The organism is Variovorax sp. GW821-FHT06D12 (assembly GCF_059419205.1).
This window is the reverse complement of sequence record NZ_JBWKRI010000001.1, coordinates 341,359-365,621: the sequence shown is the minus strand read 5'-3', so window position 1 is coordinate 365,621 and position 24,263 is coordinate 341,359. Positions and strand designations below refer to the sequence as shown.

The following is a 24,263-nucleotide window of genomic DNA, read 5'->3' as shown; positions in this document are numbered from 1 at the left end:
GCGCATGAGCAATCTCACCCTCGCCCTGGCGATCCTCGGCGGCCTCGTTCTCGCGGCCGTCGTGGCCTACAACACCCTGATGTCGCGCCGCAACGCGCCGCGCCAGCCCGACGCGGTCGATGTCGCGTTGGCAGAAGCCGAACGCGCGCTGGCAGGCGGCAGCGACGGCGGCGTGGAGCCGATGCTCCATGCCGACCCGAGCCAGGTGGCCGGCAGCGACCGCCACGAGCCGCTGTTCGACCCCGACCTGCCCGCGCCCAGCGGCGTGCCCGTGCCCACCGGCGAGCGCCGCGGCGGGCTCGATCCGCTGATCGACGTCATCGCGCCCATCTCGCTCGAAGGCCTGGCCTCGGGCGATGCCGCGCTCGCGTCCATGCCGTCGACGCGCCGCGCCGGCAGCAAGCCGGTGGCCATCGAAGGCCTGAACGACCTCACCAGCCAATGGGAGCCGCCGGCGCCCGGACAGCGCTACCGCGCGTTCCAGGTCGGCGTGCAGCTGGCCAACCGCACCGGGGCGCTCAACGAGATCGAGTACTCCGAGTTCGTGGTCAAGGCGCAGGCCTTTGCCGATGCCGTGAACGGCGCGCCCGAGTTTCCCGAGATGCTCGACGAAGTGGCACGCGCCCGCGAGCTCGATCAGTTCGCCAGCGCGCACGACGCGCAACTGGGCTTCGTGCTGCGCGCGCTGCACGCGGCCTGGAGCCCGGGCTACGTGCAGCAGAACGCCGCGCGGCTGGGCTTCGTGGCCGGGATCATTCCGGGCCGCATGGTGCTGCCGACCAGCGAGGCCGGCCTGCCGCCGATCCTCGGGCTCTCGTTCGACACCCAGGCCGCGCTGGCCGACGATCCGGCGCAATCGGCCATCCGCGAGCTCAGCCTGAGCCTGGACGTGCCGCAGGTCGATCGCGGCGAAGAGCCGTTCCGTCGCATGCGCGAAGCCGCCGCCACGCTCGCCCGCGAGATGGACGGCGTGGTGACCGACAGCGACGGCCAGTTGCTGCGCGACGAGACCATGGACGTGATCGGCACCGACCTCGAGCAGCTGTACGACACGCTCGACGCACGCGACCTCGCCGCGGGCTCGCCACTGGCGCGACGCCTCTTCAGCTGATCCGTCTTTTTCCCGAGGGACACCCCATGACAACGCGCGACGAAGCGGCACGCGAAGCCGCCGCACTGAGCGAGCAGTTGCATCGCCACGCCCATCTGTACTACGTGCTCGACGCCCCCGAGTTGCCCGACGCCGAGTACGACAAGATGTTCCAGCGCCTGCAGGTGCTGGAGACCGAGTTCCCCGAACTGCGCACGCCCGATTCGCCGACGCAGCGCGTGGGCGGCACGGTGCTCGACAGCCTGGCCAAGGTGCGCCACCGGGTGCCGATGCTGTCGATCCGCACCGAGACCGACATCACGCCCGCCGGCGCCAGCGCCTTCGACGCACGCGTGCGCCGCGAGTTGGGCCTGGCCGAAGACGCGCCGCAGATCAGCTACGTCTGCGAACTCAAGTTCGACGGGCTGGCCATGAGCCTGCGCTACGAGCACGGCGTGCTGGTGCAGGCTGCCACGCGCGGCGACGGCGAGGTGGGCGAGGACGTCACGCAGAACATCCGCACCGTGCGCGAGATTCCGCTCAAGCTCAAGGGTGCGGCGCCACCCGTGGTCGAGGTGCGCGGCGAGGTCTATATGAAGCGCGCCGATTTCGATGCCCTCAACGAGCGCCAGCGCCAGAAGATCGCCGCCGGGCAGAAGAACGAGAAGGTGTTCGTCAACCCGCGCAACGCAGCGGCCGGCGCGGTGCGCCAGCACGACCCGGCGATTGCGGCAGAGCGCCCGCTGAGCTTCTTTGCGTATGGCCTGGGCGAGGTCTCGCCCGCGAGCGATGGCGGTCCCGAGATCGCGACCCAGTTCGACTGGCTGCAGCAGTTCCACGCCTGGGGCTTTCCGGTGGCCACGCAGACCGCGCGGGCCACCGGTGCTATTGAACTGATAGCGTTCCACGAAACCATCGGCCGCCAGCGCGATGCGCTGCCGTACGACATCGACGGCGTGGTCTACAAGGTCGACAGCCTGGAGCTGCAGCGCCAGCTGGGCTTTGTTTCGCGCGAACCGCGCTGGGCCGTGGCCCACAAGTACCCAGCGCAGGAGCAGCTGACCGAGGTGGTCGGCATCGAGATCCAGGTGGGACGCACCGGCAAGCTCACGCCGGTGGCCAAGCTGGCACCGGTGTTCGTGGGCGGCGTGACCGTGACCAACGCCACGCTGCACAACGAAGACGAAGCCCGCCGCAAGGACGTGCGCGTGGGAGATACCGTGATCGTGCGGCGCGCCGGTGACGTGATTCCCGAAGTGGTCGGCGTTGCGCCCGACAGCCTGGCCAAGCCCGACGACCAGCGCGGCGCGGTCTTCACCATGCCGCACAAGTGCCCCGTCTGCGATTCCGAGGCGGTGCGGGAGGAGGGCGAGGTCGACTACCGCTGCACCGGCGGCCTGTTCTGCGCGGCGCAGCGCAAGGAGGCCATCCTGCATTTCGCTGCGCGGCGCGCGGTCGACGTCGACGGGCTGGGCGACAAGCTGGTCGAACAGCTGGTCGATGCCAACCTGATCCGCACCTTGCCCGACCTCTACAAGCTCGGTTTCGTCACGCTGGCGGGCCTGGACCGCATGGCGGAGAAGTCGGCCCAGAACCTCGTCGATGCGCTCGAAGCCTCGAAGAAGACCACGTTGCCGCGCTTTTTGTTCGGCCTGGGCATCCGCCACGTCGGCGAGAGCACGGCGAAAGACCTCGCCAAGCATTTCGGCAAGCTCGACGCCATCATGGACGCGACCGAGGAGCAGCTGCTCGAGGTCAACGACGTCGGCCCGGTGGTGGCGCAGAGCCTGCGCACCTTCTTCGACCAGCCGCACAACCGCGAGGTGGTCGAGCAGCTGCGCGCCTGTGGCCTGACCTGGGAAGAGTTCGAGCCCGAGGCCCGTGCCCCCAAGCCTTTGGCGGGACTGACCTTCGTGATCACCGGCACCCTTCCTACGCTGGGCCGCGACGAAGCGAAGGATAAATTGGAGGCAGCCGGCGCCAAGGTGGCCGGCTCCGTCAGCAAGAAGACCCACTACCTCGTGGCCGGGGAAGAGGCCGGCAGCAAGCTGGACAAGGCGCGCGACCTCGGCGTCACGGTGATCGACGAGGCGCGTATGCTGGAGGTCCTCGCCAGCGGTGTTCCGCCGGCGCCCGACGCCTGAGTCGCCCGGCGCCCGGGATCCAGGCCCTTACCGGCCGTTACGCGACTTCACACCAGCGCAGTCAACAGGGTCTACAAGCGGGCGTTGAACGATCACAGAAGGCCGACAAGGAGTCCCTCATGCAAAAAATTCGTGTTCTCGCTACCAGCCTCGCACTCGGCGGCATCGCGCTGCTGAGCGGCTGCGTGGCCGTTCCTGGCGATCCGTACTACTCCGGCGGCTATTCCGAACCGTACTACTCCGACCCGGGTCCCGTGGTGGTGCCGGCGCCGGTCTACATCCAGGGTGGCGGCTACTACGACAACCGTCGCCCGTACTACGACCGCCGTCCTTACTACGACGGCCGTCGGCCGGCTTACCCGTACCCCGGCGTGCGACCCTCGTACCCGACGACCCGCCCGGGTTGGGGCGGTGGCCGTCCGCCAGTTGCCGTGGTGCCACCGGTGCGACCCGGCGGGGGTGGCGTGCCCGGCATCACGCCCTCGCATCCGCAGCAGATGCCGCAAGGTCGCGCGCGGCTATGGACCTCGCCCGACTCGCAAGGCACCACGCCTCCCTGATCGTGGCGCTGATGTGAGGTTCGCGTGAGGCTGTCGCGATAATCCCGCCATGGCCTTCCGCGAAATCCTCAAGATGGGCGACCCCCGGCTGCTGCGCACCGCGCAGCCGGTCGCCGCTTTCGACACCGACGAACTGCACCTGCTGGTGCGCGACATGTTCGAGACCATGCAGGCGGTCAATGGCGCCGGCCTTGCGGCGCCGCAGATCGGCGTCGACCTGCAACTGGTGATCTTCGGCACCGACACCGTCAATCCACGCTACCCCGACGCGCCGCCGGTGCCGCGCACCGTGCTGCTCAACCCCGTCATCACGCCGCTGGGCGATGAAGAGGAAGAGGGCTGGGAAGGCTGCCTGTCGGTGCCCGGCCTGCGCGGCGTGGTGCCGCGCTTCGCCCACATCCGCTACACGGGCTTCGACCTGTACGGCGACCCGATCGACCGCACCGCCGACGGCTTCCATGCGCGCGTGGTGCAGCACGAGGTCGATCACCTGTTCGGCAAGCTGTACCCGATGCGGGTGCGCGATTTCTCGCGCTTCGGCTACACCGAGGTCCTGTTCCCGGGACTCGATGCGGCCGACGACGACTGAGTCGCCAGTCGCCTCTTCGCCTACTTGTTGTTGAGCCCGAAGCGGCCGCCACCCGTGAGCGCGAGCGAGATCGCCGCGAACAGGAACATGCCCTGCAGTTCCAGCGCCCAGCCGCCTTGCCCGTTCAGCGCGCCCAGGTCCTTGCGGTGGGCCAGCCAGATTGCCACCACCATGTTGATGGCCACGACCAACGCCGCGGGCCGCGTGAACAGGCCGACGATGAGCAGCACCGGGGCCAGGATCTCGCCCACGTAGACAAGGTAGGCCAGCACCGCAGGCACGCCGTGGGACGCGAGCATGCCGCCGATGCCGTCGACGCCCTTGCCGACCTTCGCAATGCCATGCAGCAGGATGAGGATGCCCAGCGCAACGCGCAGGATGAGCTTGCCGGTGTCGTCGGACTTGACCATGGTGTGATTCCTGTTCGGGAGTGATGAAAGGGCCGTATGGTAGTGAAACTGGCCGCGCCGCCAACTGATCGCCCGCGAGCGGATCGACATATGTATCCAACGCAGGGTTCTTTGTCGTCGGCCTGCATCGCCCCGTACACTGCCTTTTGCCTACTGTTGAGGAGCACACACCAATGATGATGAAGAAGACAAGCGCCCGACTCCGCCCGGCACTGCTCGCCGCCGCTTCCGTTCTCGCGCTGGCCGCCGCGGCCCCGGCCTTCGCCGGCAAGACGCTCGACGCGGTCAAGCAGCGCGGCAGCGTCAAGTGCGGCGTGACCAACGGCGTGGCCGGTTTCTCGGCCCCCGATACGCAGGGCAACTGGTCGGGCCTGGACGTTGACACCTGCCGCGCCATCGCCGCGGCCGTGCTGGGCGATCCCAAGAAGGTCGACTTCGTGCCGCTGAATTCGCAGCAGCGCTTCTCGGCGCTGCAGGCCGGCGAGATCGACATCCTCGCGCGCAACACCACCTGGACGCTCACGCGCGACGCCTCGCTGGGCTTCAACTTCACCACCATCACCTACTACGACGGCCAGGGCTTCCTGGTGCCCAAGAAGCTCAAGGTGACGAGCGCCAAGCAGCTCAAGAACGCCACCATCTGCACGCAGTCGGGCACCACCAACGAGAAGAACGTGTCGGACTACTTCCGCGCGCAGAACATCCCGGTCAAGACCGTCGTGTTCGAGAGCTTCGAAGCCTCGTTCAAGGCCTTCTTCTCGGGCCGCTGCCAGGCCTTCACCACCGACGCCTCGGCGCTGGCCGGCCTGCGCAACAAGGAAGCGCCGAACCCCGACGACTACCTGATCCTGCCCGAGCTGATCTCCAAGGAGCCTCTGGCGCCGCTGGTGCGCCGCGGCGACGACGAGTGGTTTGCCATCGCCAAGTGGGTGCCCAACGCGCTCATCGAGGCCGAAGAATTCGGTGTCACACAGGCCAATGCCGACCAGCTCAAGGCCGGCAGCAAGGACCCGGCGCAGCAGCGACTGCTCGGCGCCGGCGAAGACCTCGGCAAACTGCTGGGTCTCGACAAGGACTGGTCGTACCGCGCCATCAAGGCCGTGGGCAACTACGGCGAGATGTTCGAGCGCAACGTCGGTCCGAAGTCGGTGCTCAAGCTGCCGCGCGGCTCCAACAATCTGTGGAGCAAGGGCGGCCTGATCTACGCACCACCGGTTCGATGAGCCGCCAGGCCTCGCGCCGCGGCGCCTGGCTGGCCTGGCTCGTTCAGGCCCTCCTGGTGCTGGCCGTCGTGGCCGGTGCCTTCTGGGTGGTGAACCATGCGCTCGAGGTGCTGCGCGCACGCGGCGTGCGTTCGGGCTTCGACTTTCTTACCGAGCCTGCGGGCTTCTCGATCAGCGAGGGCTGGCTCGACTTCGACGCCAGCCAGCCGTCGTGGCGCGCGTTCCTCGCGGGCCTGATCAACACCGTGCGCGCGGCTGTGCCGGCGGCCGTCTTCGCGGTGGTGCTCGGCACGTTGATCGGCATCGGCCGGCTCGCGCCGCACGTGCTGCTGCGCGGCATCTGCACCGCGTACGTGGAACTGCTGCGCAACGTGCCGCTGCTGGTGCAGCTGCTGATGCTGGCGTTCGCGATGGCCAACCTGCTGCCCGATCCGACCGAGCCCGTGCACCTGCTGCCGGGCGTGTGGCTCAGCAAGGGCGGCCTCAGCGTGCCCTGGCCCGTGGCGGGCGAGGGCGGCGGGTGGCCCACGCATTTCGAATGGCCCGAGCGCGGTGACTTCGGCGTGAGCGGCGGCGCCGCGCTGAGCCCGGAGTACGTGACCATCGTCGCCGGGCTGTCGCTGTACTCGGCGGCCTTCGTCGCCGAGATCGTGCGCGCGGGCATCCTCTCGGTGTCGCAGGGGCAGGTGCTGGCGGGGCAGGCGCTGGGCCTGTCGTCGGTGCAGCAGCTGCGCATCGTGATCCTGCCGCAGGCGCTGCGCGTGATCGTGCCCTCGCTCACCAACCAGCTGCTGAGCCTCACCAAGAACTCGTCGCTCGCCGTGGCCGTGGGCTATCCGGAGCTGGTGTCGGTGGCCAACACCACCATCGGCTCGAACGGGCGCGCCTTCGAGTGCATCGCGATCATCATGGCGGTGTACCTGCTGCTCTCGCTCGTGATCTCCTTCGGCATGAACCGCTACAACGCGCGCGTTGCGCTGCGAGGCTGGCGATGAGAAACGTCGCGCAAGGCCCCATCGCATGGCGCAGCGAGTTGTGGGGTTCGCCGCTGCGCGCACTGGCCACGGTGCTGCTGCTGGGCCTGCTGGCTTGGGCCGGCTTCCACGCGTTCGAGTGGGGCGTGGTGCACGCCGTGTTCCGCGCCGACGCCGACGCCTGCCGCGCGGTGCAGCACGGCGCCTGCTGGGGCGTGGTGGCCGAGAAGTGGCGGCCGATGCTGTTCGGGCGTTTCCCGTACGAAGAGCAATGGCGCCCAGCCGTTGCCGTCGTCGTGCTGTCCGCGGTGACGGTGCTCAGCGCCTGGCCGCGCAGCTGGCGCTGGTGGCTGGCGCCGTTGTGGGGCGTGGCACTGCTGCTGTTCGTCGGGCTGATGCACGGCGGCGTGGCGGGGCTGAGCGTGGTGCCGACCAGCCGTTGGGGCGGCCTGCCGCTCACCATCGGGCTGGCGGTGGTCGGGCTGGCGCTGGCCTTTCCGCTGGCGCTGCTGCTCGCGATGGGGCGGCGTTCCGAATGGCCCGTGGTGCGCACGCTGAGCGCGAGCTACATCGAGCTGGTGCGCGGCGTGCCGCTGATCTCGGTGCTGTTCATGGCCTCGTTCCTGCTGCCGCTGCTGTGGCCCGCGGGCTGGCAGCCCGACGTGCTGGTGCGCGTGCTCATGGGCCTCACGCTGTTCGTCGCTGCTTATCTTGCGGAGATCATCCGCGGCGGCCTGCAGGCCGTGCCGCGCGGGCAGACCGAGGTGGCGATGGCGCTGGGCTTCGGCCGCTGGCCGGTGCAGCGCGACATCGTGCTGCCGCAGGCGCTGCGCCTCGTGGTGCCGGCGTTGACCAACAGCGTGGTCGGCACCTTGAAGGACACCTCGCTGGTCACCGTGGTCGGCCTGTTCGAGCTGACCGGCGCGCTCGGGCTGGCGCTGGGTGGCGACCCGGTCTGGCGGCCGTTCTACCTCGAGGGCTACCTGTTCGTGGCAGCTGTCTACTGGCTGCTGTGCTTCGGGCTGTCGCGCTACAGCGTCTGGCTGGAGCGGCGCCTGGGCACCAGCTCGGCGTAGCCGGTCTGCGCATCGGGCTCGCGCGAGAAGCGCCACTCGGGCAGCACCGCGACGAGGATCTCGGCGGTGGTGCGCACCACGCAGCCCGGCGCGGCATGGCCGCCCGACACCCGGCCGTCGCCGTCCGACACGCTGAGATGCAGGTGCGAGCCGTCGGGCGACAGCGTGCCGGCGAGCGTGAGGATTTCAAGGTCGCCTTCGATCCGCGTCGCCGTCTCTGCATCCGCGAAACGGATGCTCGCGCCGCGCAGGCTGCCGATGCCCGAGACCACGAAGGCCGCGTCGCCGATGCCGGCTTGCTTCAGCACGGCGTCGAGCGCCGCGCGCAGGTCGTCGCCCGGTTGCAGCCGTAGCACCAGCGTGTCCATGCGCGTGCGCCTTGCGTCAGCTCGCCGACAGCGCCTTGTCGACCACCTGCTGCGCCTCGCCGAGGATGCGCGCAAGGTGGTCGTCGCCGAGGAAGCTCTCGCCGTAGATCTTGTAGATGTTCTCCGTGCCCGACGGCCGCGCGGCGAACCAGCCGTTCTCGGTGACGACCTTCACGCCGCCGATGGCCGCACCGTTGCCCGGGGCGTGGCTCAGCACGTTCTCGATCTTCTCGCCCGCCAGCGTGGTCGAGGTGATCTGCTGCGGCGACAGGGCCGACAGGCGTTTCTTCTGCTCGGGCGTGGCGGGCGCGTCGACGCGGTCGGACACGGGGCGCCCCAGCGCCTGCGTCAGCTCGGTGAAGCGCTCGCCGGGGTCGCGACCCGTGCGCGCGGCGATCTCGGCCGAGAGCAGGGCGGGCACGATGCCGTCCTTGTCGGTGGTCCAGGCGCTGCCGTCGTGGCGCAGGAAGGTGGCGCCCGCGCTTTCCTCGCCGCCGAAGCCCAGCGAGCCGTCGACCAGACCGTCGACGAACCACTTGAAGCCCACCGGCACTTCGTACAGCGGGCGGCCCAGCTGCGCCGCCACGCGATCGATCATGCGGCTGCTGACCACCGTCTTGCCAACGGCTGCCTGCGCGGGCCAGTGCGGGCGGTGCGTGAAGAGGTAGTCGACCATCACCGCGAGGTAGTTGTTCGGCTGCATCAGGCCCGCGCTGCGCGTGACCACGCCATGGCGGTCGTGGTCGGTGTCGCAGGCGAAGGCGATGCCGAAGCGGTCTTTCAGCGCGACCAGCCCGTGCATCGCATCGGGCGACGACGGGTCCATGCGGATGCGGCCGTCCCAGTCGAGCGACATGAAGCGGAAGGTCGGGTCGACCGCCTGGCTCAGCACGTTCAGGCGCTGGAGCTTGTAGCGCGCGGCAATGGCGGGCCAGTAGTGCACGCCGGCACCGCCCAGCGGATCGACGCCCAGATCGATGGTGCCGCCGCGGATCGCGTCCATGTCGAGCACCTGGGCCAGGTCTTCGACGTAGGTGTTCAGGTAGTCGTGGCGGTGCGTGGTGGACGCCTTCAGCGCCTGCGCCAGCGGCATGCGCTTCACGCCTTCGAGCTTGTTCGCCAGCATCTTGTTGGCGGCGGCTTCGACGGCGGAGGTGATGTCGGTGCCCGCGGGGCCACCGTTCGGCGGGTTGTACTTGAAGCCGCCGCTTTCGGGCGGGTTGTGCGAGGGCGTGATCACGATGCCGTCGGCCAGGCCGCTGGTGCGTCCGCGGTTGTAGACCAGGATGGCGTGGGACACGGCCGGCGTGGGCGTGTACTCGTCGTCCTTCGACAGCATCAGCTCGACGCCGTTGGCCGCCAGCACCTCGACCGCGCTGGCGAAGGCGGGCGTGGACAGCGCGTGCGTGTCGATGCCCAGGAACAGCGGGCCGTCGATGCCTTGCTGCTTGCGGTAGTCGCAGATGGCCTGGCTGATCGCCAGCACATGCCATTCGTTGAAGGCGTCGTCGAACGAAGAGCCGCGATGTCCCGAGGTGCCGAAGGCCACGCGCTGGCTGGGCACGGCCGGATCGGGGCGACCGGTGTAGTAGGCCGAGACGAGGCGCGGCACGTCCACCAGCAGATCAGACGGGGCCGGCTGGCCCGCGAGGGGATGGGAAGAGGTGCTCATGTCGAAAGCGGGTGATGAAAGGGAGCGCGCCGGCGGTGCCGTGCGCGGCCTTTCAGCATACGCCATGGGCGGGACCGGCCTGCCGCCTGCGCGCCCGTTCACAGAGGGCCGCTTACAACCCTTTCAATGTGAGCGCCGCGTGCGGACCCGCTCCGGGCCGTCGCCCGTGGCCAGCCACCGGGCCGGCACCTCGAAGTACGCGGCGATCGCGTGCAGGTGCAGGGTGCCTGCGCAGCTGTGGCGGTCGGTGAGCCAGCGGATCACGGTGGGGGCGCTGACGCCGCACTGTCGGGCGAGCTCGGATTTCCATTGAGGCTGCGATTCGGCGACGAGCGAGATCAGGCGGTCTTGAAAGCTGGCGTTCATGGTCGGCCCCCTTTGGCGACAACAGCGGTCGGCTCTGAATTTCCTCGAAACGCGCCAGGCACCCAACCCCTCCTTCGCAGGGGCTGGTAGTTTTTTGCATGGAGGGTGATCTAGTTCCGACGCGCGGCGGCTGCACCCGTGTGCGCCAGCGTCAGAATGAGGGTGCATATCGGCCAGAAAGGCCGAAGGGGGTGTGCCATGAAAGTGATGACGCTGGACGACCACGCGTTGTTTCGCGCGGGCCTGCGCATGCTGCTGGAGAGCATGGAGCGCAGCGCCGAAATCTTCGAAGCCGCCACGGTCGACGAGGCCTGCGCCCTGGCGCTGCGCCATCCCGACCTGGCGATCTGCCTGCTCGATCTCGAACTGCGGGGCGAGTACGGCCTGGATGCGCTGGTGCGCCTGAAGGCGGCCGCGCCCGACATCGCGGCCGTGGTGGTGTCGGCCTCGACCGATGTCGACATCATCCGCGGTTGCCTGGAGGCGGGCGCCATGAGCTTCGTGCCCAAGAGCATGCCGGCCGATTTCCTGAAGCGGGCCTTCGAGACCGTGCTGGCGGGGGAGGTCTACCTGCCGCAGGAAATCCTGCACCTGGGGCCGAAGAGCACCGCCAGGCCGACGCTCAGCCCGCGCCAGACCGACACGCTGCACGGCCTGGCGCGCGGGCTGCCGACCAAGTCGATCGCGCGCGAGCTCGGCCTGTCCGAGCACACGGTGAAGGAGTACATCGGCACCTTGTTCCAGGCACTGGGTGTGCACAATCGCACCGAGGCCGTGATCACGGGCATCCGCCTGGGGCTGTTGTCGCCGCTGCAGCGCAAGGGGTCATGAGCGGGCCACCGCGGGCGGCTAAGCTTCAGGCTGGTTTCAAGGAGCAAGACAAGATGCGCATGACGTTTGGCCGGCACGGGTTTCTTCTGACGGCTGCGGCCCTGGCTGCGGTGCTCGCGGGCTGCGAGGCCCCGCCCAAGGACCGGCCGCTCACCTCCGAAGTGCCGGCGCCGCCGAGCTTTGCGCCGCCGCCCGAAAGTTGCCAGGCCCCGGAAGTGCGCTTTGCGCTCGGCATGCAGGCGACGCGTCCGTTGCTCGAAGAAATGCGCCAGCGCGCCGGCGCGAAAACCGCCCGCACCGTGCCGGCCACGGCACCGGCCGACCCGGCCCAGGACGCGACGCGGCTCAACGCGCAGGTCGATCCCACGGGTCGCATCCTCGGCGCGTACTGCGGCTGAGCCGCACACGCCCATTCAGCGGCCTCACTGGGAGGCCAGCGCCTCCATCAGGTCGGTCTCGATGGCCAGCTGCGTCTTCTGGCCTTGCAGTTCCGGCCCGCTGATCAGGAAGGTGTCTTCCACCCGTTCGCCCAGGGTCGTCACCTTCGCCAGCTGCAGGTTCAGGTGATGCCGCGCGAGCACGCGCGCCACCGAATACAACAGGCCCGCACGGTCGCTGGCCGAGATGCTGAGCAGCCAGCGCTGCGCCTTGTCGTCGGGCACGAGGCTGATGCGTGGCTTGATCGGAAAACTGCGTACCCGGCGTGACACGCGCCCCATGCTGGGGGCGGGCAGGGCGCCGGCTTCGGTGAGCGTTTGCGCCAGGCCGGTCTCGACCATGCTGATCAGGTCGCGGTAGTGGTCGGGCTGGAAGGTCGTCACCACCTGGAAGGTGTCGAGCGCGTAGCCATTGCTCGTGGTGTGGACCTTGGCGTCGAGGATGCTGAACGAGGCCTGGTCGAAATAGCCGCAGATGCGCGCGAACAGGTCGGACTGGTCGGGCGTGTAGACCACCACCTGCAGCCCTTCGCCCACCGGCGACAGGTGCGCGCGCACGATGGGCAGCGCCTTCGGGTCGATGGGCACGTTCTTCGGCGGCACGAAGCGCGACAGCTGCTTGGCGTGCCAGGCGATCTCGGTGGCGTCGTGGCGCATGAAGTAGCCGACGTCGAGCGTGTCCCACAGCGCCTTGTGCGCCTCGAAGCGCTGGGCGTGCAGGGCGAGCAGCACCAGCGCCTCGCGCTTGCGGGCCTCGACCTCGGCGTCCGGGTCGGGCATGCGCCCGCCCAGGGCGCGCAGCGTGAAGCGGTACAGGTCCTCGAGCAGCTTGCCCTTCCAGGCATTCCACACGCGCGGCGAGGTGCCGCGGATGTCGGCCACCGTCAGCAGGTACAGCGCCGTGAGGTAACGCTCGTTGCCCACGCGCTTGGCAAACGCGCCGATGACCTCGGGATCGCCCAGGTCCTGCTTTTGTGCGACCTGGCTCATCACCAGGTGCTCGGCCACGAGGAACTCGATGAGCTTGGCGTCTTCGCGGGCGATGCCGTGCTGTTTGCAGAAGCGCTGCACGTCGCGCGCGCCGAGCGTGGAGTGGTCGCCGCCGCGGCCCTTGGCGATGTCGTGGAAGAGGGCGGCGACGTAAAGAATCCAGGGCTTGTCCCAGCCGGCCGCGAGCTGCGAGCAGCCCGGGTACTCGTGCGCATGCTCGGCGATGAAGAAGCGGCGCACGTTGCGCAGCACCATCAGGATGTGCTGGTCGACCGTGTACACGTGGAACAGGTCGTGCTGCATCTGCCCCACGATGCTGCGGAACACGCGCAGGTAGCGTCCCAGCACCGAGGTCTGGTTCATGAGCCGGAAGGCATGCGTGATGCCGTAGGGCTGCTGCAGGATCCGCATGAAGGTCACGTGGTTGACCGGGTCGTTGCGGAACTTGCTGTCCATGACATGGCGCGCGTTGTACAGCGCACGCAGCGTGCGCGCCGACAGGCCCTTCACGCCGATGGTCTTCTGGTACAGCAGGAAGGTCTCGAGCACCGCGTGCGGCTCGCGCTCGTACAGGTCGTCGCTGGCGATCTCGATCAGGCCGGCGCGCTCGTAGAAGCGCTCGTTGATGGTCGTGGGCTGCTCGTCGATGGGCTGCAGCCGCTCCGAAATATTGAGCAGCAGGATCTGGTTGAGCTGCGACACCGCCTTGGCCGCCCAGTAGTAGCGGCGCATCAGCGCTTCGCTCGACTTGCGCTGCGACTCGCTCTCGTAGCCGAAGCTCGCGGCCACGGCGGTCTGCAGGTCGAACACCAGCCGGTCTTCGCGCCGGTTGGCGATCACGTGCAGGCGGGCGCGGATGAGCGAGAGCAGGGCTTCGTTGCGCTTGATCTGCTGTGCCTCGAAGGGCGTGGCCAGGCCGTTCTTGGCCAGGTCGTCCCAGCGGCTGCCGAAGCCGGCGGCCTTGCTCATCCAGAGGATGGTCTGCAGGTCGCGCAGGCCGCCGGGCGATTCCTTGCAGTTGGGCTCGAGCGCGTAGGGCGTGTTGTCGAACTTCTGGTGGCGGTGCCGCATTTCCTGCGACTTGGCCACGAAGAAGGCCTGCGGGTCGATGGCCTGGGTGAAGCGGCGGCGAAAGGCCGCAAAGAGCTTCTTGTCGCCCGTGATCAGGCGCGATTCGAGCAGCGAGGTCTGGACTGTGATGTCCTTGGCGGCCTCGTCCAGGCACTCCTCGAGCGTGCGCACGCTGGAGCCGATCTCGAGGCCGGCGTCCCAGCACTGGCCGATGAAGGCCTCGATGCGGGCCGGCTCGACGCCGCTGTCCTGGCCCTCGGGCGGCAGCAGCAGCAGCACGTCGACGTCGGAGTACGGAAACAGCTCGCCGCGCCCGTAGCCGCCCACCGCGGCCAGCGCGAAGGCGTCGCCGAAGCCGGCTTCGTTCCACAGCGCAGTGAGCGTCTGGTCGGCCAGCGCCGAGAGCTGGCGCAGCACCGTGTGGACGCTGCGGGTGGGCGCGCGTGCGAAGCGCAGGGTGTCGAAAAGGGCGAGCTTTTTCGCGCGATAGGCTTCGCGCAGCGTCGCCACGTCGATCTTGGCTGCTTCGATCACGGCGGGGGCGCGCTGGGGCGCGTCAGGTTTTGGTGGAGGTGACGAAGGCCGGCAGCGGGGGGCTGCCTTCGGAGAGCGTCAGCACCTCGTAGCCGGTCTCGGTGACGAGCACCGTGTGCTCCCACTGGGCCGACAGCGAATGGTCGCGCGTGACGATGGTCCAGCCGTCGTATTGGCCGCCCTTGAAGTCTTCCTTCACGTCGCGCTTGCCGGCGTTGATCATCGGCTCGATGGTGAAGATCATGCCGGGCTTGAGCTCTTCCATGGTGCCCGGGCGGCCGTAGTGCAGCACCTGGGGTTCTTCGTGGAAGCGCTGGCCCACGCCGTGGCCGCAGAACTCGCGCACGATCGAGAAGCCCTGGCCCTCGGCGAACTTCTGGATCGCATGCCCCACATCGCCCAGGTGGGCGCCGGGGCGCACCTGCAGGATGCCGTGCCACATGGCCTCGAAGGTGACGTTGCACAGGCGCTTGGCGGCAATGGAGGCGTCGCCGATCACGAACATGCGGCTGTTGTCGCCGAACCAGCCGTCCTTGATGACGGTGACGTCGACGTTCATGATGTCGCCCTTCTTCAGGGGCTTGTCATTGGGAATGCCGTGGCACACCACGTGGTTCACCGAGGTGCACAGCGACTTCGGGAACGGCACGCTGCTGGCGCCCATGTAGCCCACCGTGGCCGAGGTGGTGCCCTGCTTGACCATGTACTCGGCGGCCAGCCGATCCACGTCGTTGGTCGTGATGCCGGGCTTGATGAAGGGCGTGAGGTAGTCCAGCACCTCGGACCCGAGGCGGCAGGCGACCCGCATGGCTTCGATGCCTGCGGCGTCTTTGTAGGTAATGCTCATGCCCCGAATTATCCCATTCGGCAAGCTAAAATTCCGGGTTAACGCGGATGACCCCAGTCAGCGGCCATCCGCCTCGATTCCTTGATTTCCAACGCGCCCCCCGAGGCCCCATCGACCGTGACGCAGCCCGCACCTCAAGCCCTTCCTGTCGTAACCATGTTCGAGGGCGGCAGCGCACTCAGCGACTTCCGTGCACGGCAATTGCTGCCGAAGCTGCAGGCCATCGAGCCGCGCATCGAGGGCATTTCGGCCCGTTTCGTGCACCTGGTGGTCACCGATGCGTCGCTGGGCGACGCCGACCGCGAGCGCTTTGCCGCGCTGCTGACCTACGGCGAGCCCTTCGAGGCCCCGGCAGCCAAGGCGAGTGCCTCGGTGGTCGTCACGCCCCGCCTGGGCACCGTGTCGCCCTGGGCCTCCAAGGCCACCGACATCGCCCACAACTGCGGCCTGGCGCTGCGCCGCGTGGAGCGCGTCACCCAGTACCACCTGAAGCTCAAGGCGCCGCTGATCGGCAAGGCCCCCGTGCTCGAGGGCGACGCTCTGGCCGCCGTGGCCGGCCCGCTGCATGACCGCATGACCGAATCGGTGCTGGCCACCGTCGAGCAGGCGGCCAGCCTGTTCAGCGAGCTGCCGGCCCAGCCGATGGCGCAGGTCGACGTGCAAACGGGCGGGCGCGACGCCCTGGTGGCGGCCAATACCGGCTTCGGCCTGGCGCTGGCGGAGGACGAAATCGACTACCTCGTCGAAGCCTTCACCCGCCTGGGCCGCAACCCCAGCGACGTCGAACTGATGATGTTCGCGCAGGCCAACAGCGAGCACTGCCGCCACAAGATCTTCAACGCCAACTTCACCATCGACGGCGTGGCCCAGCCCCAGAGCCTGTTCTCGATGATCCGCCACACCGAGAAGCAGAACCCGCAGCACACGGTGATCGCCTATGCGGACAACGCTTCGGTGATGGAAGGCGCGACCATCGAGCGCTTCATTCCCGTCGAAGGCTCGCAGAGCTATCAAAAAGATAGCGCCCTGAGCCATGTGCTGATGAAGGTCGAGACGCACAACCACCCGACGGCCATTTCCCCGTTCCCGGGCGCCTCGACCGGCGCGGGCGGCGAGATCCGCGACGAAGGCGCCACCGGCCGCGGCTCCAAGCCCAAGGCGGGCCTGACCGGCTTCACCGTGTCGAAGCTCTGGCCGGAAGAGGGCCACTACGGCAAGCCCGAGCACATCGCCAGCCCGCTGCAGATCATGACCGAGGGCCCGCTGGGCGGCGCCGCATTCAGCAACGAATTCGGACGTCCCAACCTGCTGGGCTACTTCCGCGAATACGAGCAGGCGGTGACGAGCGACCTCGACACCGTGCAGCGCGGCTACCACAAGCCCATCATGATCGCGGGCGGCCTGGGCAGCATCGACGCCACCCAGACCAAGAAGATCCTGTTCCCGGCCGGCTCGCTGCTGATCCAGCTCGGCGGCCCCGGCATGCGCATCGGCATGGGCGGCAGCGCCGCCAGCTCGATGGCGACCGGCGCCAACGCGGCCGAGCTCGACTTCGACTCGGTGCAGCGCGGCAACCCCGAAATCGAACGCCGTGCGCAGGAGGTCATCAACCACTGCTGGCAGCAGGGCGCGGCCAACCCGATCCTGGCGATCCACGACGTGGGCGCCGGCGGCCTGAGCAATGCCTTCCCCGAGCTGACCAACGACGCCGGCCGCGGCGCGCGCTTCGACCTGCGCGCCGTGCCGCTCGAAGAGTCGGGCATGGCGCCCAAGGAAATCTGGTGCAACGAAAGCCAGGAGCGCTACGTGCTGGCCATCGCGCCGGAGTCGCTTGAGCAGTTCAAGGCCTTCTGCGAGCGCGAGCGCTGCCCGTTCTCGGTGGTCGGCGTGGCGACCGAAGAGCGCCAGCTGCTGGTGGTCGACGAAGGCGCGGCGGTGCAGCCGGTCGACATGCCCATGGACGTGCTGCTGGGCAAGCCGCCCAAGATGCACCGCGACGTGAAGACCGTCGCCCGCAGCTTCAAGCCGCTCGACCTCACGGGCGTCGACCTGCAGAAGGCCGCCATCGACGTGCTCGCGCACCCGACCGTGGCCTCCAAGCGCTTCCTCATCACCATCGGCGACCGCAGCGTGGGTGGCCTGACGCATCGCGACCAGATGGTCGGCCCGTGGCAGGTGCCGGTGGCCGATTGCGCCGTGACGCTGGCCGACTACAAGGGCTTCGCCGGCGAAGCGATGAGCATGGGCGAGCGCACGCCGCTGGCCGCACTCGATGCGCCGGCTTCGGGCCGCATGGCTGTCGCCGAGGCCATCACCAACCTGCTGGCCGCGCCGATCGAGCTCTCGCGCGTCAAGCTGTCGGCCAACTGGATGGCCGCCTGTGGCGAACCCGGCGAAGACGCTGCGCTGTACGAAACCGTCAAGGCCGTGGGCCTGGAGCTGTGCCCGGCCCTGGGCGTGTCGATTCCGGTCGGCAAGGATTCGCTGTCGATGCGCACGCAGTGGAAGGACAACGGCGACGCCAAGAAGGTCACGTCGCCGGTCAGCCTGATCGTCACCGCCTTCGCCTCGCTGGCCGACGTGCGCGGCACGCTCACGCCGCAGCTCGACGCCACCGAAGACGACACCACGCTCGTGCTCATTGACCTCGGCCGTGGCCAGCACCGCATGGCCGGCAGCATCCTGTCGCAGACGCTCGACCAGAGCGGCGACACCGTGCCCGACCTCGACGACCCGGCGCAGCTGGTCGCGCTGGTCAACGCCGTGAACGCGCTGCGCGCCGACGGCAAGATCCTCGCGATGCACGACCGCAGCGACGGCGGCCTGTTCGCCACCGCCTGCGAAATGGCCTTTGCGGGCCACGTCGGCGTGGCGCTGAACGTCGACATGCTCGTCACCGAAGGCGACGGCATTTCCGACAGCCGCATGGAAACCGGCGACGCCAAGAACTGGGCGCAGCAGGTCAGCGCGCGCCGCGAAGAGCTCACGCTCAAGGCGCTGTTCAACGAAGAATTGGGCATGGTGCTGCAGGTGCGCACCGCCGAGCGCAACGACGTGATGCAGGTGCTGCGCGCCCACGGCCTGAGCACGCACAGCCACTTCGTCGGCAAGACGCGCCCGGCCAGCTCGGCCATGGACGCCGGCAAGGGCAAGCTCGAAGTCTGGCGCGATGCCAAGTCGGTGTTCAGCGCCTCGCTGCACGACCTGCACCAGGTGTGGGATTCGGTCAGCTGGAAGATCGCCCGCGAGCGCGACAACCCGGCCTGCGCCGATGCCGAGCACGCCGCGGCCGGCGTGCCGAACGACCCGGGCATGCATGTGTTCCTGCCGAACGCCCCGGTGGCACCGGCCATCCTGCAGTCGCGCCCCAAGGTCGCGATCCTGCGCGAGCAGGGCGTCAACTCGCACGTCGAGATGGCCTATGCCTTCACCGAAGCCGGCTTCGAAGCCTTCGACGTCCACATGACCGACCTGCAGACGGGCAGGGCGGACCTGGCCGCGTTCAAGGGCGTGGTCGCCTGCGGCGGCTTCAGCTACGGCGACACGCTGGGCGCGGGCATCGGCTGGGCGCGCAGCATCACCTTCAACCCGAAGCTGGCCGAGCAGTTCAAGACCTTCTTCGGTCGCGCCGACACCTTCGGCCTGGGCGTGTGCAACGGCTGCCAGATGTTTGCCGAACTGGCCGACATCATCCCGGGCGCCGAAGCCTGGCCGCGCTTCACCACCAACCAGAGCGAGCGTTTCGAGGCGCGCCTGTCGATGGTCGAGGTGCTCGAGTCGCCCAGCATCTTCTTCGCGGGCATGGCCGGCAGCCGCCTGCCGATCGCGGTGGCGCACGGCGAGGGCTATGCCAACTTCAAGCACCGCGGCGACGCGGCCAAGGCCATCGGCGCGATGCGCTTCGTGGACAACCACGGCCAGCCGACCGAGCAATACCCGTTCAACCCGAACGGCAGCGCCGGCGGTCTGACCTCGGTCACCACGCCGGACGGCCGCTTCACGGCCGTGATGCCGCACCCGGAGCGCGTGTTCCGCAACATCCAGATGAGTTGGACCTCGGGCGACAAGAGCGAACTGAGCCCGTGGATGCAGATCTGGCGCAACGCGCGCAAGTGGGTGGGTTGATCGGGCGCCCTCAGGCCGTGCAAGCGGCCTGAATCAGGTCAAAAAAATGCCCTCCAGGCTCGGGTCTGGAGGGCATTTTTCATTGGGGGTCGATGCGCCTGAAGCGCCGTCAATCAACGCTGGCTGTTCAGCATCGACGCCTTGAACGACAGCACATGCGTCTTCGCCGCTTCGGCCGCTGCATCGGCGTCGTGCCGCTGCAGCGTGGCGACGATGGTGCGGTGTTCCTCGATCACCTCGGCGAGGTGCCCCTCGGCGGCCAGTGAGATCGCCCAGAAGCGCTGCGAGCGCGCATGCAGCACGCTCAGGATGTCCTGCAGCATCGCGTTGCGCGCCGCCGCCGCGATCTTTTCGTGGAAGAGGCGGTCCAGGTTCATCACCGACATCGCATCGCGCCGCTGCGCCGCCGCTTCGAACTGCTCGGCGATGGCCTGCAGCTCGGCCAGCTCGGCCTCGGTGATGGCCGCTGCGGCCAGGCGCATGCACAGCACCTCGTTCACCAGCCGGACCTCGATCAGCTCCAGCGCGTCGTTGATCGACAGCGGCGAAGCCATCGCGCCCTTGCGCGGAATGATGCGGACCAGGCCCTCGGCCGACAGGCGGTGCAGCGCCTGGTTCACCGGCGTGCGGCCCACGCCCAGCCGCTCCATCACCTGGGCGGTGTTGAGGTATTCCCCGGGCTTGTAGGCCAGGGTCACCAGGGCTTCCTTCAGGCGCAGGTAGGCCGTCTCGTTGAGGGAGATGGCTGCTTCGGGCCGCCGGACGGGGGCTTTGCGGGCGGGCGTGGCTGCGTTCATCGGGGCGGGAGGGTCATGGTGGAGTTCCCCGATGGTACCTGCGGGAAATCCCTTTGAAGTTTCTGTGGACTCACTGTAATATCGTTGTGAAATTTCACTGGAACTTCAATAGAGCTGCCACCCATGAAACTGTCTTTCGAACTTCCCGAGGGGAATGCCCCGCAAACGCTGAGCTTCGAGGCCCGGCACCTCGTGATCGCCGGCTGGACCGGGCGCGACACCGCCGCCATCGAGCACCACATCGAGGAACTCGCCGAGCTGGGCGTGCCCGCGCCCAGCACCGTGCCGCTGTTCTACCGGGTGGCCACCCAGCAGCTGAGCCAGGCCAACGTCGTGCAGGTGGTGGGGGCCGACACCTCGGGCGAGGTCGAGCCACTGCTGTTCCTGCACGGGGGCGAGTTCTTCGTCTCGATCGGCTCGGACCACACCGACCGCGCGCTGGAAGCGCACAGCGTGGCGCTGTCCAAGCAGATCTGCGTGAAGCCCGTGGCGCGCACCGCCTGGCGGCTGGCCGACGTGCAGGACCGCTGGGACACGCTGGTGCTGCGTTCGTGGATCGAGGAGGGCGGTGAATGGCGCCTGTACCAGGAAGGCACGCTCGCCGCGCTGCGCCCGCCGGCCGATCTGCTGGCGCGCTGTGCCGCCGCCGACGGCGAGCCGGCCGACGGCTTCGCGATGACCTGCGGCACGGTCGGCGCCATCGGCGGCATCCGCCCGGCGGCGCGCTTTCGCATGGAGCTGGTGGACGAGCACACGGGCCGCCGCATCACGCACGAGTACCGCGCGGTCTCGCTGCCGATCGTCGCCTGACGCACGAGGACCGCACATGCCCGCCGCGATCTCCCTCGAAGCCGCCCGCGCCGACCTGGCCGCAGGCCGCACCACCTCCGCCGCGCTAACCGCATCGGCGCTGCAACGCATCGCCGACCCTGCCGGCGAAGGCGCGCGCACCTTCACGCGCGTGCTGGCAGGCCGCGCCCAGCACCTGGCGCGCGCCTCCGACAGCCTGCGCGAAGCCGGCGTCGTGCGCTCGCCGCTCGAAGGCCTGCCGGTCTCGGTCAAGGACCTGTTCGACGTGGCAGGCGAAACGACGACCGCCGGTTCCGTCGTGCTGCGCGACGCGCCACCCGCCGCGCACGACGCCGAGGCCGTGCGGCGCCTGCTGGCGGCCGGCGCGGTGCTGGTGGGCAAGACCAACATGACCGAGTTCGCGTACTCCGGCCTCGGCCTCAATCCGCACTACGGGACGCCGGCCAATCCGTGGCAACGCGGCGAGCGACGCATTCCCGGCGGCTCGTCCTCGGGCGCGGCCGTGGCGGTGGCCGACGGCATGTGCGTCGCCAGCGTCGGCAGCGACACGGGCGGCTCGGCGCGCATTCCGGCGGCGCTGTGCGGCATCACCGGCTTCAAGCCGACGGCGCGCCGCATGCCCGGCACCGGGCTCGTGCCGCTGTCGCACAGCCTCGATGCAGTCGGCGTGATGGCGCTCGACGTGGCCGGCTGCGTGGCCATGGATGCGGTGCTCTCCGGCGTGTCCGAGGCGCCCCGTGCGCTGCGCCTGCGCCAGGCGCGCTTCGCGGTGCCGACCACCTTGGTGCAGGACGGCATGGACGCGCACGTCGCTGCAACCTTTCAACGTGCGCTGCAGCGCCTCTCGGCCGCCGGCGCGCAGCTGGTCGAACTGGCGGCGCCCGAGTTCGACGAGCTCGCTGCCATCAACGCCGCAGGCGGCTTCAGCGCCGCCGAGTCATGGGCGTGGCACGCCGAACTGATCGAGCGCAGCGGCAGCGGCTACGACCCGCGCGTGCTCAGCCGCATCCTGCGCGGCAAGGACTTCACGGCGCGCGCCTACCTCACGCTGCAGGCGCAGCGGGCCGACTGGCAGCGCTGCGTGGCCGCGCGCCTGGGCGAATTCGACGGCTGGCTCATGCCGACCGTGCCGCTGGTGGCGCCGCGCATCGACGCCCTCGAAGTCGACGAGACGCAGTACGTCGCCGTCAACGCCGCGATGCTGCGCAACCCCTCCATCGTCAACTTCATGGACGGCTGCGCCATCTCCTTGCCCTGCCACGCGGCCGGCGAAGCGCCCGTGGGCCTGAGCCTTGCTGGCCTGCCGATGCGTGACGCCGCGCTGCTCGCGTGGGCCGCCGACATCGAACGCACCCTGCGCGCCACTGCCGATTGACCCGTCTGCCCACCCTCAAGAAACTCCGGAGAACCTCATGACCCAGCGCTTCCGTTTCCCGCTCGCCTCGCTTGCCTGTCTTGCCGCCGGCCTGGCGTGCATCGTGCCCGCCGCCCATGCGCAGGATGCCTATCCGTCCAAGCCGATCCGCATGGTCGTGCCGTTCCCACCGGGCGGCAGCATCGACATGACGGCGCGCCTGGTCGGCCAGAAGCTCTCGACGGCGCTGGGCCAGCCCGTGCTGGTGGACAACCGCCCCGGCGCCAGCGGCAACATCGGCATGGACTACGTCGCCAAGGCGCCCAAGGACGGCTACACCTTGCTGATGGTGCACACCGGCCTGGCCTCCAACGGGCACATGTTCGCGAAGCTGCCCTACGACCCGATCAAGGACCTGGCGCCCGTGATCCGCGTGGCCGACCAGCCCAACGTGCTCATCATGAATCCCAAGTGGACGTTCAAGAACGTCGGCGAGCTGGTGGCCTATGCCAAGGCCAACCCCGGCAAGCTCAGCGTCGGCACCTCGGGCGTCGGCGGCCCGCAGGACGTGGCCGCGCGCCGCTTCATGCAGATGACCGGCACCGATCTGCTCAACGTGGCCTACAAGGGCGGGGCGCCCGCGCTGTCCGACCTCGTCGGTGGGCAGATCGACATGATGTTCGAAACCTCGCCGACCGCCGTGCCCTACGCCAAGAGCGGCAAGCTGAAGGCGCTGGCGGTCACGGGCGACAAGCGCGTTTCGACCTTGCCCGACGTGCCGACGGTGGCCGAGTCCGGCGTGCCGGGCTATCGCTTCATGGGCTGGGTCGGCTTGGTGGCGCCGGCCGGAACGCCGGCACCGATCATCGCCAAGCTCAACGAGCAGGTGCAGGCGCTGCTCAAGAACGCCGACACGCAAAAGCAGTTCACCGACCTCAGCCTCGAGGTCATCGGCGGCTCGACGGCGGACTTCACAAGTTTCGTGCGCAAGGAGTCGAACGACTACGCCCGGTTCGTGAAAGACTTCAACATCACGCCGCAATGAAAAAAGCCCCGCGATTGCGGGGCTTTTTTCTGGGCGATGGGCCGCAGGCTTACTCGACCTTGGCCTTCGCGCGCAGGTCTTCCTGGTACTTCTGCAGGCGCTGCTGCTGCAGCTGCTGCGTGATCTGCGGCTTCACTTCTTCCAGCTTCGGCAGTTGGGCCTGGCGGATGTCGTCGACGCGGATGATGTGGTAGCCGAACTGGGTCTTGACCGGGGCAGGGGTGGTCTCGCCCTTCTTGAGCTTGATCATCGCTTCTGAGAACTCGGGCACGAAGCTGGCGGGATTGGCCCAGTCGAGGTCGCCGCCGTTGGCGCCCGATCCCGGGTCCTTGCTCTGCTTCTTGGCGATGTCTTCGAACTTGGCGCCCTTCTTCAGGTCGGCCATGATCTTCTTGGCCTGGTCTTCGGTCTCGACCAGGATGTGACGGGCCTTGAATTCCTTGCCGCCGTTGGCTGCCACGAACTTGTCGTACTCGGCCTTCACGTCGGCGTCGGACACCGCGTTGGTCTTGCGGTAGTTCTCGAACAGCGCGCGGATCAGGATGGCCTGGCGCGCGAGTTCGAGCTGGTTCTTGTAGTCCTCGGTGGCGTCCAGGCCTTGCTTTTGCGCTTCCTGCATGAACACTTCGCGCGCCACGATTTCCTCGCGCAGCTGGCTTTGCATCTCGGGCGTCACCGGGCGGCCGGCGGCAGCCAGCTGCTGGGCCAGGACGTCCATGCGGGCCTTGGGCACCGGCTTGCCGTTCACGATGGCTGCGTTCTGCGCCAGGGCCGACAGGGGGAGTGCACCGATCAGCGCTGCGGCCGCAACGGCCTGCAAGATGTGTTTTTTCATGAAATGAATATCAGGCTGGAGAGGAAATGCGCGTGTAGGAAAAGGCGCGGGAAAGAAAGCAGGAATCAGGAGAAAAGAAGGAGAGGGTGGGCGGCCGCGGCGAACGCGGCAAGCA

At 68.7% G+C, this 24,263-nt stretch carries 21 protein-coding genes; 13 read left to right on the top strand and 8 right to left on the bottom strand.

Translation table 11 applies throughout. From position 1 onward, the window contains the following. Positions 1-4: 4 nt before the first annotated feature. From AC07SQ_RS01675 to def, 4 genes are all read left to right on the top strand, one after another. Positions 5-1,111: a cell division protein ZipA C-terminal FtsZ-binding domain-containing protein gene (locus AC07SQ_RS01675; RefSeq protein ID WP_062471237.1), complete on the top strand. Its 1,107-nt coding sequence runs from the start codon at positions 5-7 to the stop codon at positions 1,109-1,111. Positions 1,112-1,137: 26 nt separating this feature from the next. After that, entirely contained in the window at positions 1,138-3,234 is a 2,097-nt protein-coding gene (gene ligA, locus AC07SQ_RS01670; RefSeq protein ID WP_495271240.1) for an NAD-dependent DNA ligase LigA, read from the top strand. Between the two features lie 119 nt (positions 3,235-3,353). After that, on the top strand, positions 3,354-3,794 hold the full coding sequence (locus AC07SQ_RS01665) for a hypothetical protein (RefSeq protein ID WP_307590163.1): 441 nt from the start codon (positions 3,354-3,356) through the stop codon (positions 3,792-3,794). Positions 3,795-3,843: 49 nt separating this feature from the next. Beyond that, the gene (def, locus tag AC07SQ_RS01660) at positions 3,844-4,383 is read left to right on the top strand and encodes a peptide deformylase (RefSeq protein WP_070060694.1); all 540 of its coding nucleotides are present in this window, start codon (positions 3,844-3,846) and stop codon (positions 4,381-4,383) included. A 20-nt stretch (positions 4,384-4,403) separates the two neighbouring features. Here the strand turns inward: def and AC07SQ_RS01655 are convergent, their stop codons facing one another. Further along, the gene (locus AC07SQ_RS01655; RefSeq protein WP_062471245.1) at positions 4,404-4,793 is read right to left on the bottom strand and encodes a DoxX family protein; all 390 of its coding nucleotides are present in this window, start codon (positions 4,791-4,793) and stop codon (positions 4,404-4,406) included. Between the two features lie 179 nt (positions 4,794-4,972). On the opposite strand from AC07SQ_RS01655, the gene AC07SQ_RS01650 reads away from it, so the two are divergent. Genes AC07SQ_RS01650 through AC07SQ_RS01640 form a run of 3 tightly spaced genes read left to right on the top strand, consistent with a single transcriptional unit; the run spans position 4,973 to position 8,066 of the window. Beyond that, complete coding sequence (locus tag AC07SQ_RS01650) at positions 4,973-6,016, top strand: amino acid ABC transporter substrate-binding protein (protein WP_495271241.1); 1,044 nt, start codon at positions 4,973-4,975, stop codon at positions 6,014-6,016. Continuing rightward, positions 6,013-7,011, top strand: a complete 999-nt coding sequence (locus AC07SQ_RS01645) for an amino acid ABC transporter permease (RefSeq protein WP_495271242.1) — start codon at positions 6,013-6,015, stop codon at positions 7,009-7,011. Before AC07SQ_RS01650 ends, AC07SQ_RS01645 begins: the two co-directional genes overlap by 4 nt. Next, positions 7,008-8,066 (top strand): amino acid ABC transporter permease, encoded by a 1,059-nt coding sequence (locus tag AC07SQ_RS01640; protein ID WP_495271243.1) that lies wholly within the window; start codon positions 7,008-7,010, stop codon positions 8,064-8,066. Before AC07SQ_RS01645 ends, AC07SQ_RS01640 begins: the two co-directional genes overlap by 4 nt. Here AC07SQ_RS01640 and AC07SQ_RS01635 read toward each other — a convergent pair. From AC07SQ_RS01635 to AC07SQ_RS01625, 3 genes are all read right to left on the bottom strand, one after another. Then, on the bottom strand, positions 8,021-8,434 hold the full coding sequence (locus tag AC07SQ_RS01635) for a PPC domain-containing DNA-binding protein (RefSeq protein WP_495271244.1): 414 nt from the start codon (positions 8,432-8,434) through the stop codon (positions 8,021-8,023). The genes AC07SQ_RS01640 and AC07SQ_RS01635 overlap by 46 nt on opposite strands. 16 nt (positions 8,435-8,450) lie before the next feature. Continuing rightward, positions 8,451-10,106: a phosphoglucomutase (alpha-D-glucose-1,6-bisphosphate-dependent) gene (gene pgm, locus AC07SQ_RS01630; protein ID WP_495271245.1), complete on the bottom strand. Its 1,656-nt coding sequence runs from the start codon at positions 10,104-10,106 to the stop codon at positions 8,451-8,453. A 123-nt stretch (positions 10,107-10,229) separates the two neighbouring features. After that, a complete protein-coding gene (locus tag AC07SQ_RS01625) occupies positions 10,230-10,472 on the bottom strand; it encodes a helix-turn-helix domain-containing protein (RefSeq protein ID WP_495271246.1) in 243 nt (80 codons plus the stop codon). 198 nt (positions 10,473-10,670) lie between these two features. On the opposite strand from AC07SQ_RS01625, the gene AC07SQ_RS01620 reads away from it, so the two are divergent. Further along, a complete protein-coding gene (locus AC07SQ_RS01620) occupies positions 10,671-11,303 on the top strand; it encodes a LuxR C-terminal-related transcriptional regulator (protein ID WP_307638146.1) in 633 nt (210 codons plus the stop codon). Positions 11,304-11,356: 53 nt separating this feature from the next. Further along, positions 11,357-11,701 (top strand): hypothetical protein, encoded by a 345-nt coding sequence (locus AC07SQ_RS01615; protein ID WP_056580768.1) that lies wholly within the window; start codon positions 11,357-11,359, stop codon positions 11,699-11,701. A gap of 24 nt (positions 11,702-11,725) precedes the next feature. On the opposite strand, the gene AC07SQ_RS01610 is transcribed toward AC07SQ_RS01615, so the two are convergent. Continuing rightward, positions 11,726-14,335: a [protein-PII] uridylyltransferase gene (locus tag AC07SQ_RS01610; protein WP_159276945.1), complete on the bottom strand. Its 2,610-nt coding sequence runs from the start codon at positions 14,333-14,335 to the stop codon at positions 11,726-11,728. A 22-nt stretch (positions 14,336-14,357) separates the two neighbouring features. Further along, on the bottom strand, positions 14,358-15,182 hold the full coding sequence (map, locus tag AC07SQ_RS01605) for a type I methionyl aminopeptidase (RefSeq protein ID WP_062471267.1): 825 nt from the start codon (positions 15,180-15,182) through the stop codon (positions 14,358-14,360). Between the two features lie 156 nt (positions 15,183-15,338). Here map and purL point away from each other — a divergent pair, with 156 nt between their 5' ends. Beyond that, complete coding sequence (gene purL / locus AC07SQ_RS01600) at positions 15,339-19,307, top strand: phosphoribosylformylglycinamidine synthase (protein ID WP_495271247.1); 3,969 nt, start codon at positions 15,339-15,341, stop codon at positions 19,305-19,307. 113 nt (positions 19,308-19,420) lie between these two features. Here the strand turns inward: purL and AC07SQ_RS01595 are convergent, their stop codons facing one another. After that, positions 19,421-20,104 (bottom strand): GntR family transcriptional regulator, encoded by a 684-nt coding sequence (locus tag AC07SQ_RS01595; RefSeq protein WP_095745340.1) that lies wholly within the window; start codon positions 20,102-20,104, stop codon positions 19,421-19,423. 123 nt (positions 20,105-20,227) lie between these two features. Between AC07SQ_RS01595 and AC07SQ_RS01590 the strand changes: the two genes are divergently transcribed. The 3 genes from AC07SQ_RS01590 to AC07SQ_RS01580 are packed head-to-tail and all read left to right on the top strand — an operon-like array spanning position 20,228 to position 23,313. Beyond that, on the top strand, positions 20,228-20,914 hold the full coding sequence (locus AC07SQ_RS01590) for a DUF2848 domain-containing protein (protein ID WP_495271248.1): 687 nt from the start codon (positions 20,228-20,230) through the stop codon (positions 20,912-20,914). Between the two features lie 16 nt (positions 20,915-20,930). Continuing rightward, positions 20,931-22,289: an amidase gene (locus AC07SQ_RS01585; RefSeq protein WP_495271249.1), complete on the top strand. Its 1,359-nt coding sequence runs from the start codon at positions 20,931-20,933 to the stop codon at positions 22,287-22,289. Positions 22,290-22,326: 37 nt separating this feature from the next. Continuing rightward, positions 22,327-23,313: a Bug family tripartite tricarboxylate transporter substrate binding protein gene (locus tag AC07SQ_RS01580; RefSeq protein WP_492696305.1), complete on the top strand. Its 987-nt coding sequence runs from the start codon at positions 22,327-22,329 to the stop codon at positions 23,311-23,313. Positions 23,314-23,362: 49 nt separating this feature from the next. Here the strand turns inward: AC07SQ_RS01580 and AC07SQ_RS01575 are convergent, their stop codons facing one another. Next, on the bottom strand, positions 23,363-24,148 hold the full coding sequence (locus AC07SQ_RS01575) for a peptidylprolyl isomerase (RefSeq protein WP_062471282.1): 786 nt from the start codon (positions 24,146-24,148) through the stop codon (positions 23,363-23,365). Positions 24,149-24,263 lie beyond the last annotated feature (115 nt).

Coding starts and splice junctions, on each gene's coding strand:
- AC07SQ_RS01675 (WP_062471237.1), top strand. CDS start 5: ATGAGCAATCTCACCCTCGCCCTGGCGATCCTCGGCGGCCTCGTTCTC.
- ligA (WP_495271240.1), top strand. CDS start 1,138: ATGACAACGCGCGACGAAGCGGCACGCGAAGCCGCCGCACTGAGCGAG.
- AC07SQ_RS01665 (WP_307590163.1), top strand. CDS start 3,354: ATGCAAAAAATTCGTGTTCTCGCTACCAGCCTCGCACTCGGCGGCATC.
- def (WP_070060694.1), top strand. CDS start 3,844: ATGGCCTTCCGCGAAATCCTCAAGATGGGCGACCCCCGGCTGCTGCGC.
- AC07SQ_RS01655 (WP_062471245.1), bottom strand. CDS start 4,793: ATGGTCAAGTCCGACGACACCGGCAAGCTCATCCTGCGCGTTGCGCTG.
- AC07SQ_RS01650 (WP_495271241.1), top strand. CDS start 4,973: ATGAAGAAGACAAGCGCCCGACTCCGCCCGGCACTGCTCGCCGCCGCT.
- AC07SQ_RS01645 (WP_495271242.1), top strand. CDS start 6,013: ATGAGCCGCCAGGCCTCGCGCCGCGGCGCCTGGCTGGCCTGGCTCGTT.
- AC07SQ_RS01640 (WP_495271243.1), top strand. CDS start 7,008: ATGAGAAACGTCGCGCAAGGCCCCATCGCATGGCGCAGCGAGTTGTGG.
- AC07SQ_RS01635 (WP_495271244.1), bottom strand. CDS start 8,434: ATGGACACGCTGGTGCTACGGCTGCAACCGGGCGACGACCTGCGCGCG.
- pgm (WP_495271245.1), bottom strand. CDS start 10,106: ATGAGCACCTCTTCCCATCCCCTCGCGGGCCAGCCGGCCCCGTCTGAT.
- AC07SQ_RS01625 (WP_495271246.1), bottom strand. CDS start 10,472: ATGAACGCCAGCTTTCAAGACCGCCTGATCTCGCTCGTCGCCGAATCG.
- AC07SQ_RS01620 (WP_307638146.1), top strand. CDS start 10,671: ATGAAAGTGATGACGCTGGACGACCACGCGTTGTTTCGCGCGGGCCTG.
- AC07SQ_RS01615 (WP_056580768.1), top strand. CDS start 11,357: ATGCGCATGACGTTTGGCCGGCACGGGTTTCTTCTGACGGCTGCGGCC.
- map (WP_062471267.1), bottom strand. CDS start 15,182: ATGAGCATTACCTACAAAGACGCCGCAGGCATCGAAGCCATGCGGGTC.
- purL (WP_495271247.1), top strand. CDS start 15,339: ATGTTCGAGGGCGGCAGCGCACTCAGCGACTTCCGTGCACGGCAATTG.
- AC07SQ_RS01595 (WP_095745340.1), bottom strand. CDS start 20,104: ATGAACGCAGCCACGCCCGCCCGCAAAGCCCCCGTCCGGCGGCCCGAA.
- AC07SQ_RS01590 (WP_495271248.1), top strand. CDS start 20,228: ATGAAACTGTCTTTCGAACTTCCCGAGGGGAATGCCCCGCAAACGCTG.
- AC07SQ_RS01585 (WP_495271249.1), top strand. CDS start 20,931: ATGCCCGCCGCGATCTCCCTCGAAGCCGCCCGCGCCGACCTGGCCGCA.
- AC07SQ_RS01580 (WP_492696305.1), top strand. CDS start 22,327: ATGACCCAGCGCTTCCGTTTCCCGCTCGCCTCGCTTGCCTGTCTTGCC.
- AC07SQ_RS01575 (WP_062471282.1), bottom strand. CDS start 24,148: ATGAAAAAACACATCTTGCAGGCCGTTGCGGCCGCAGCGCTGATCGGT.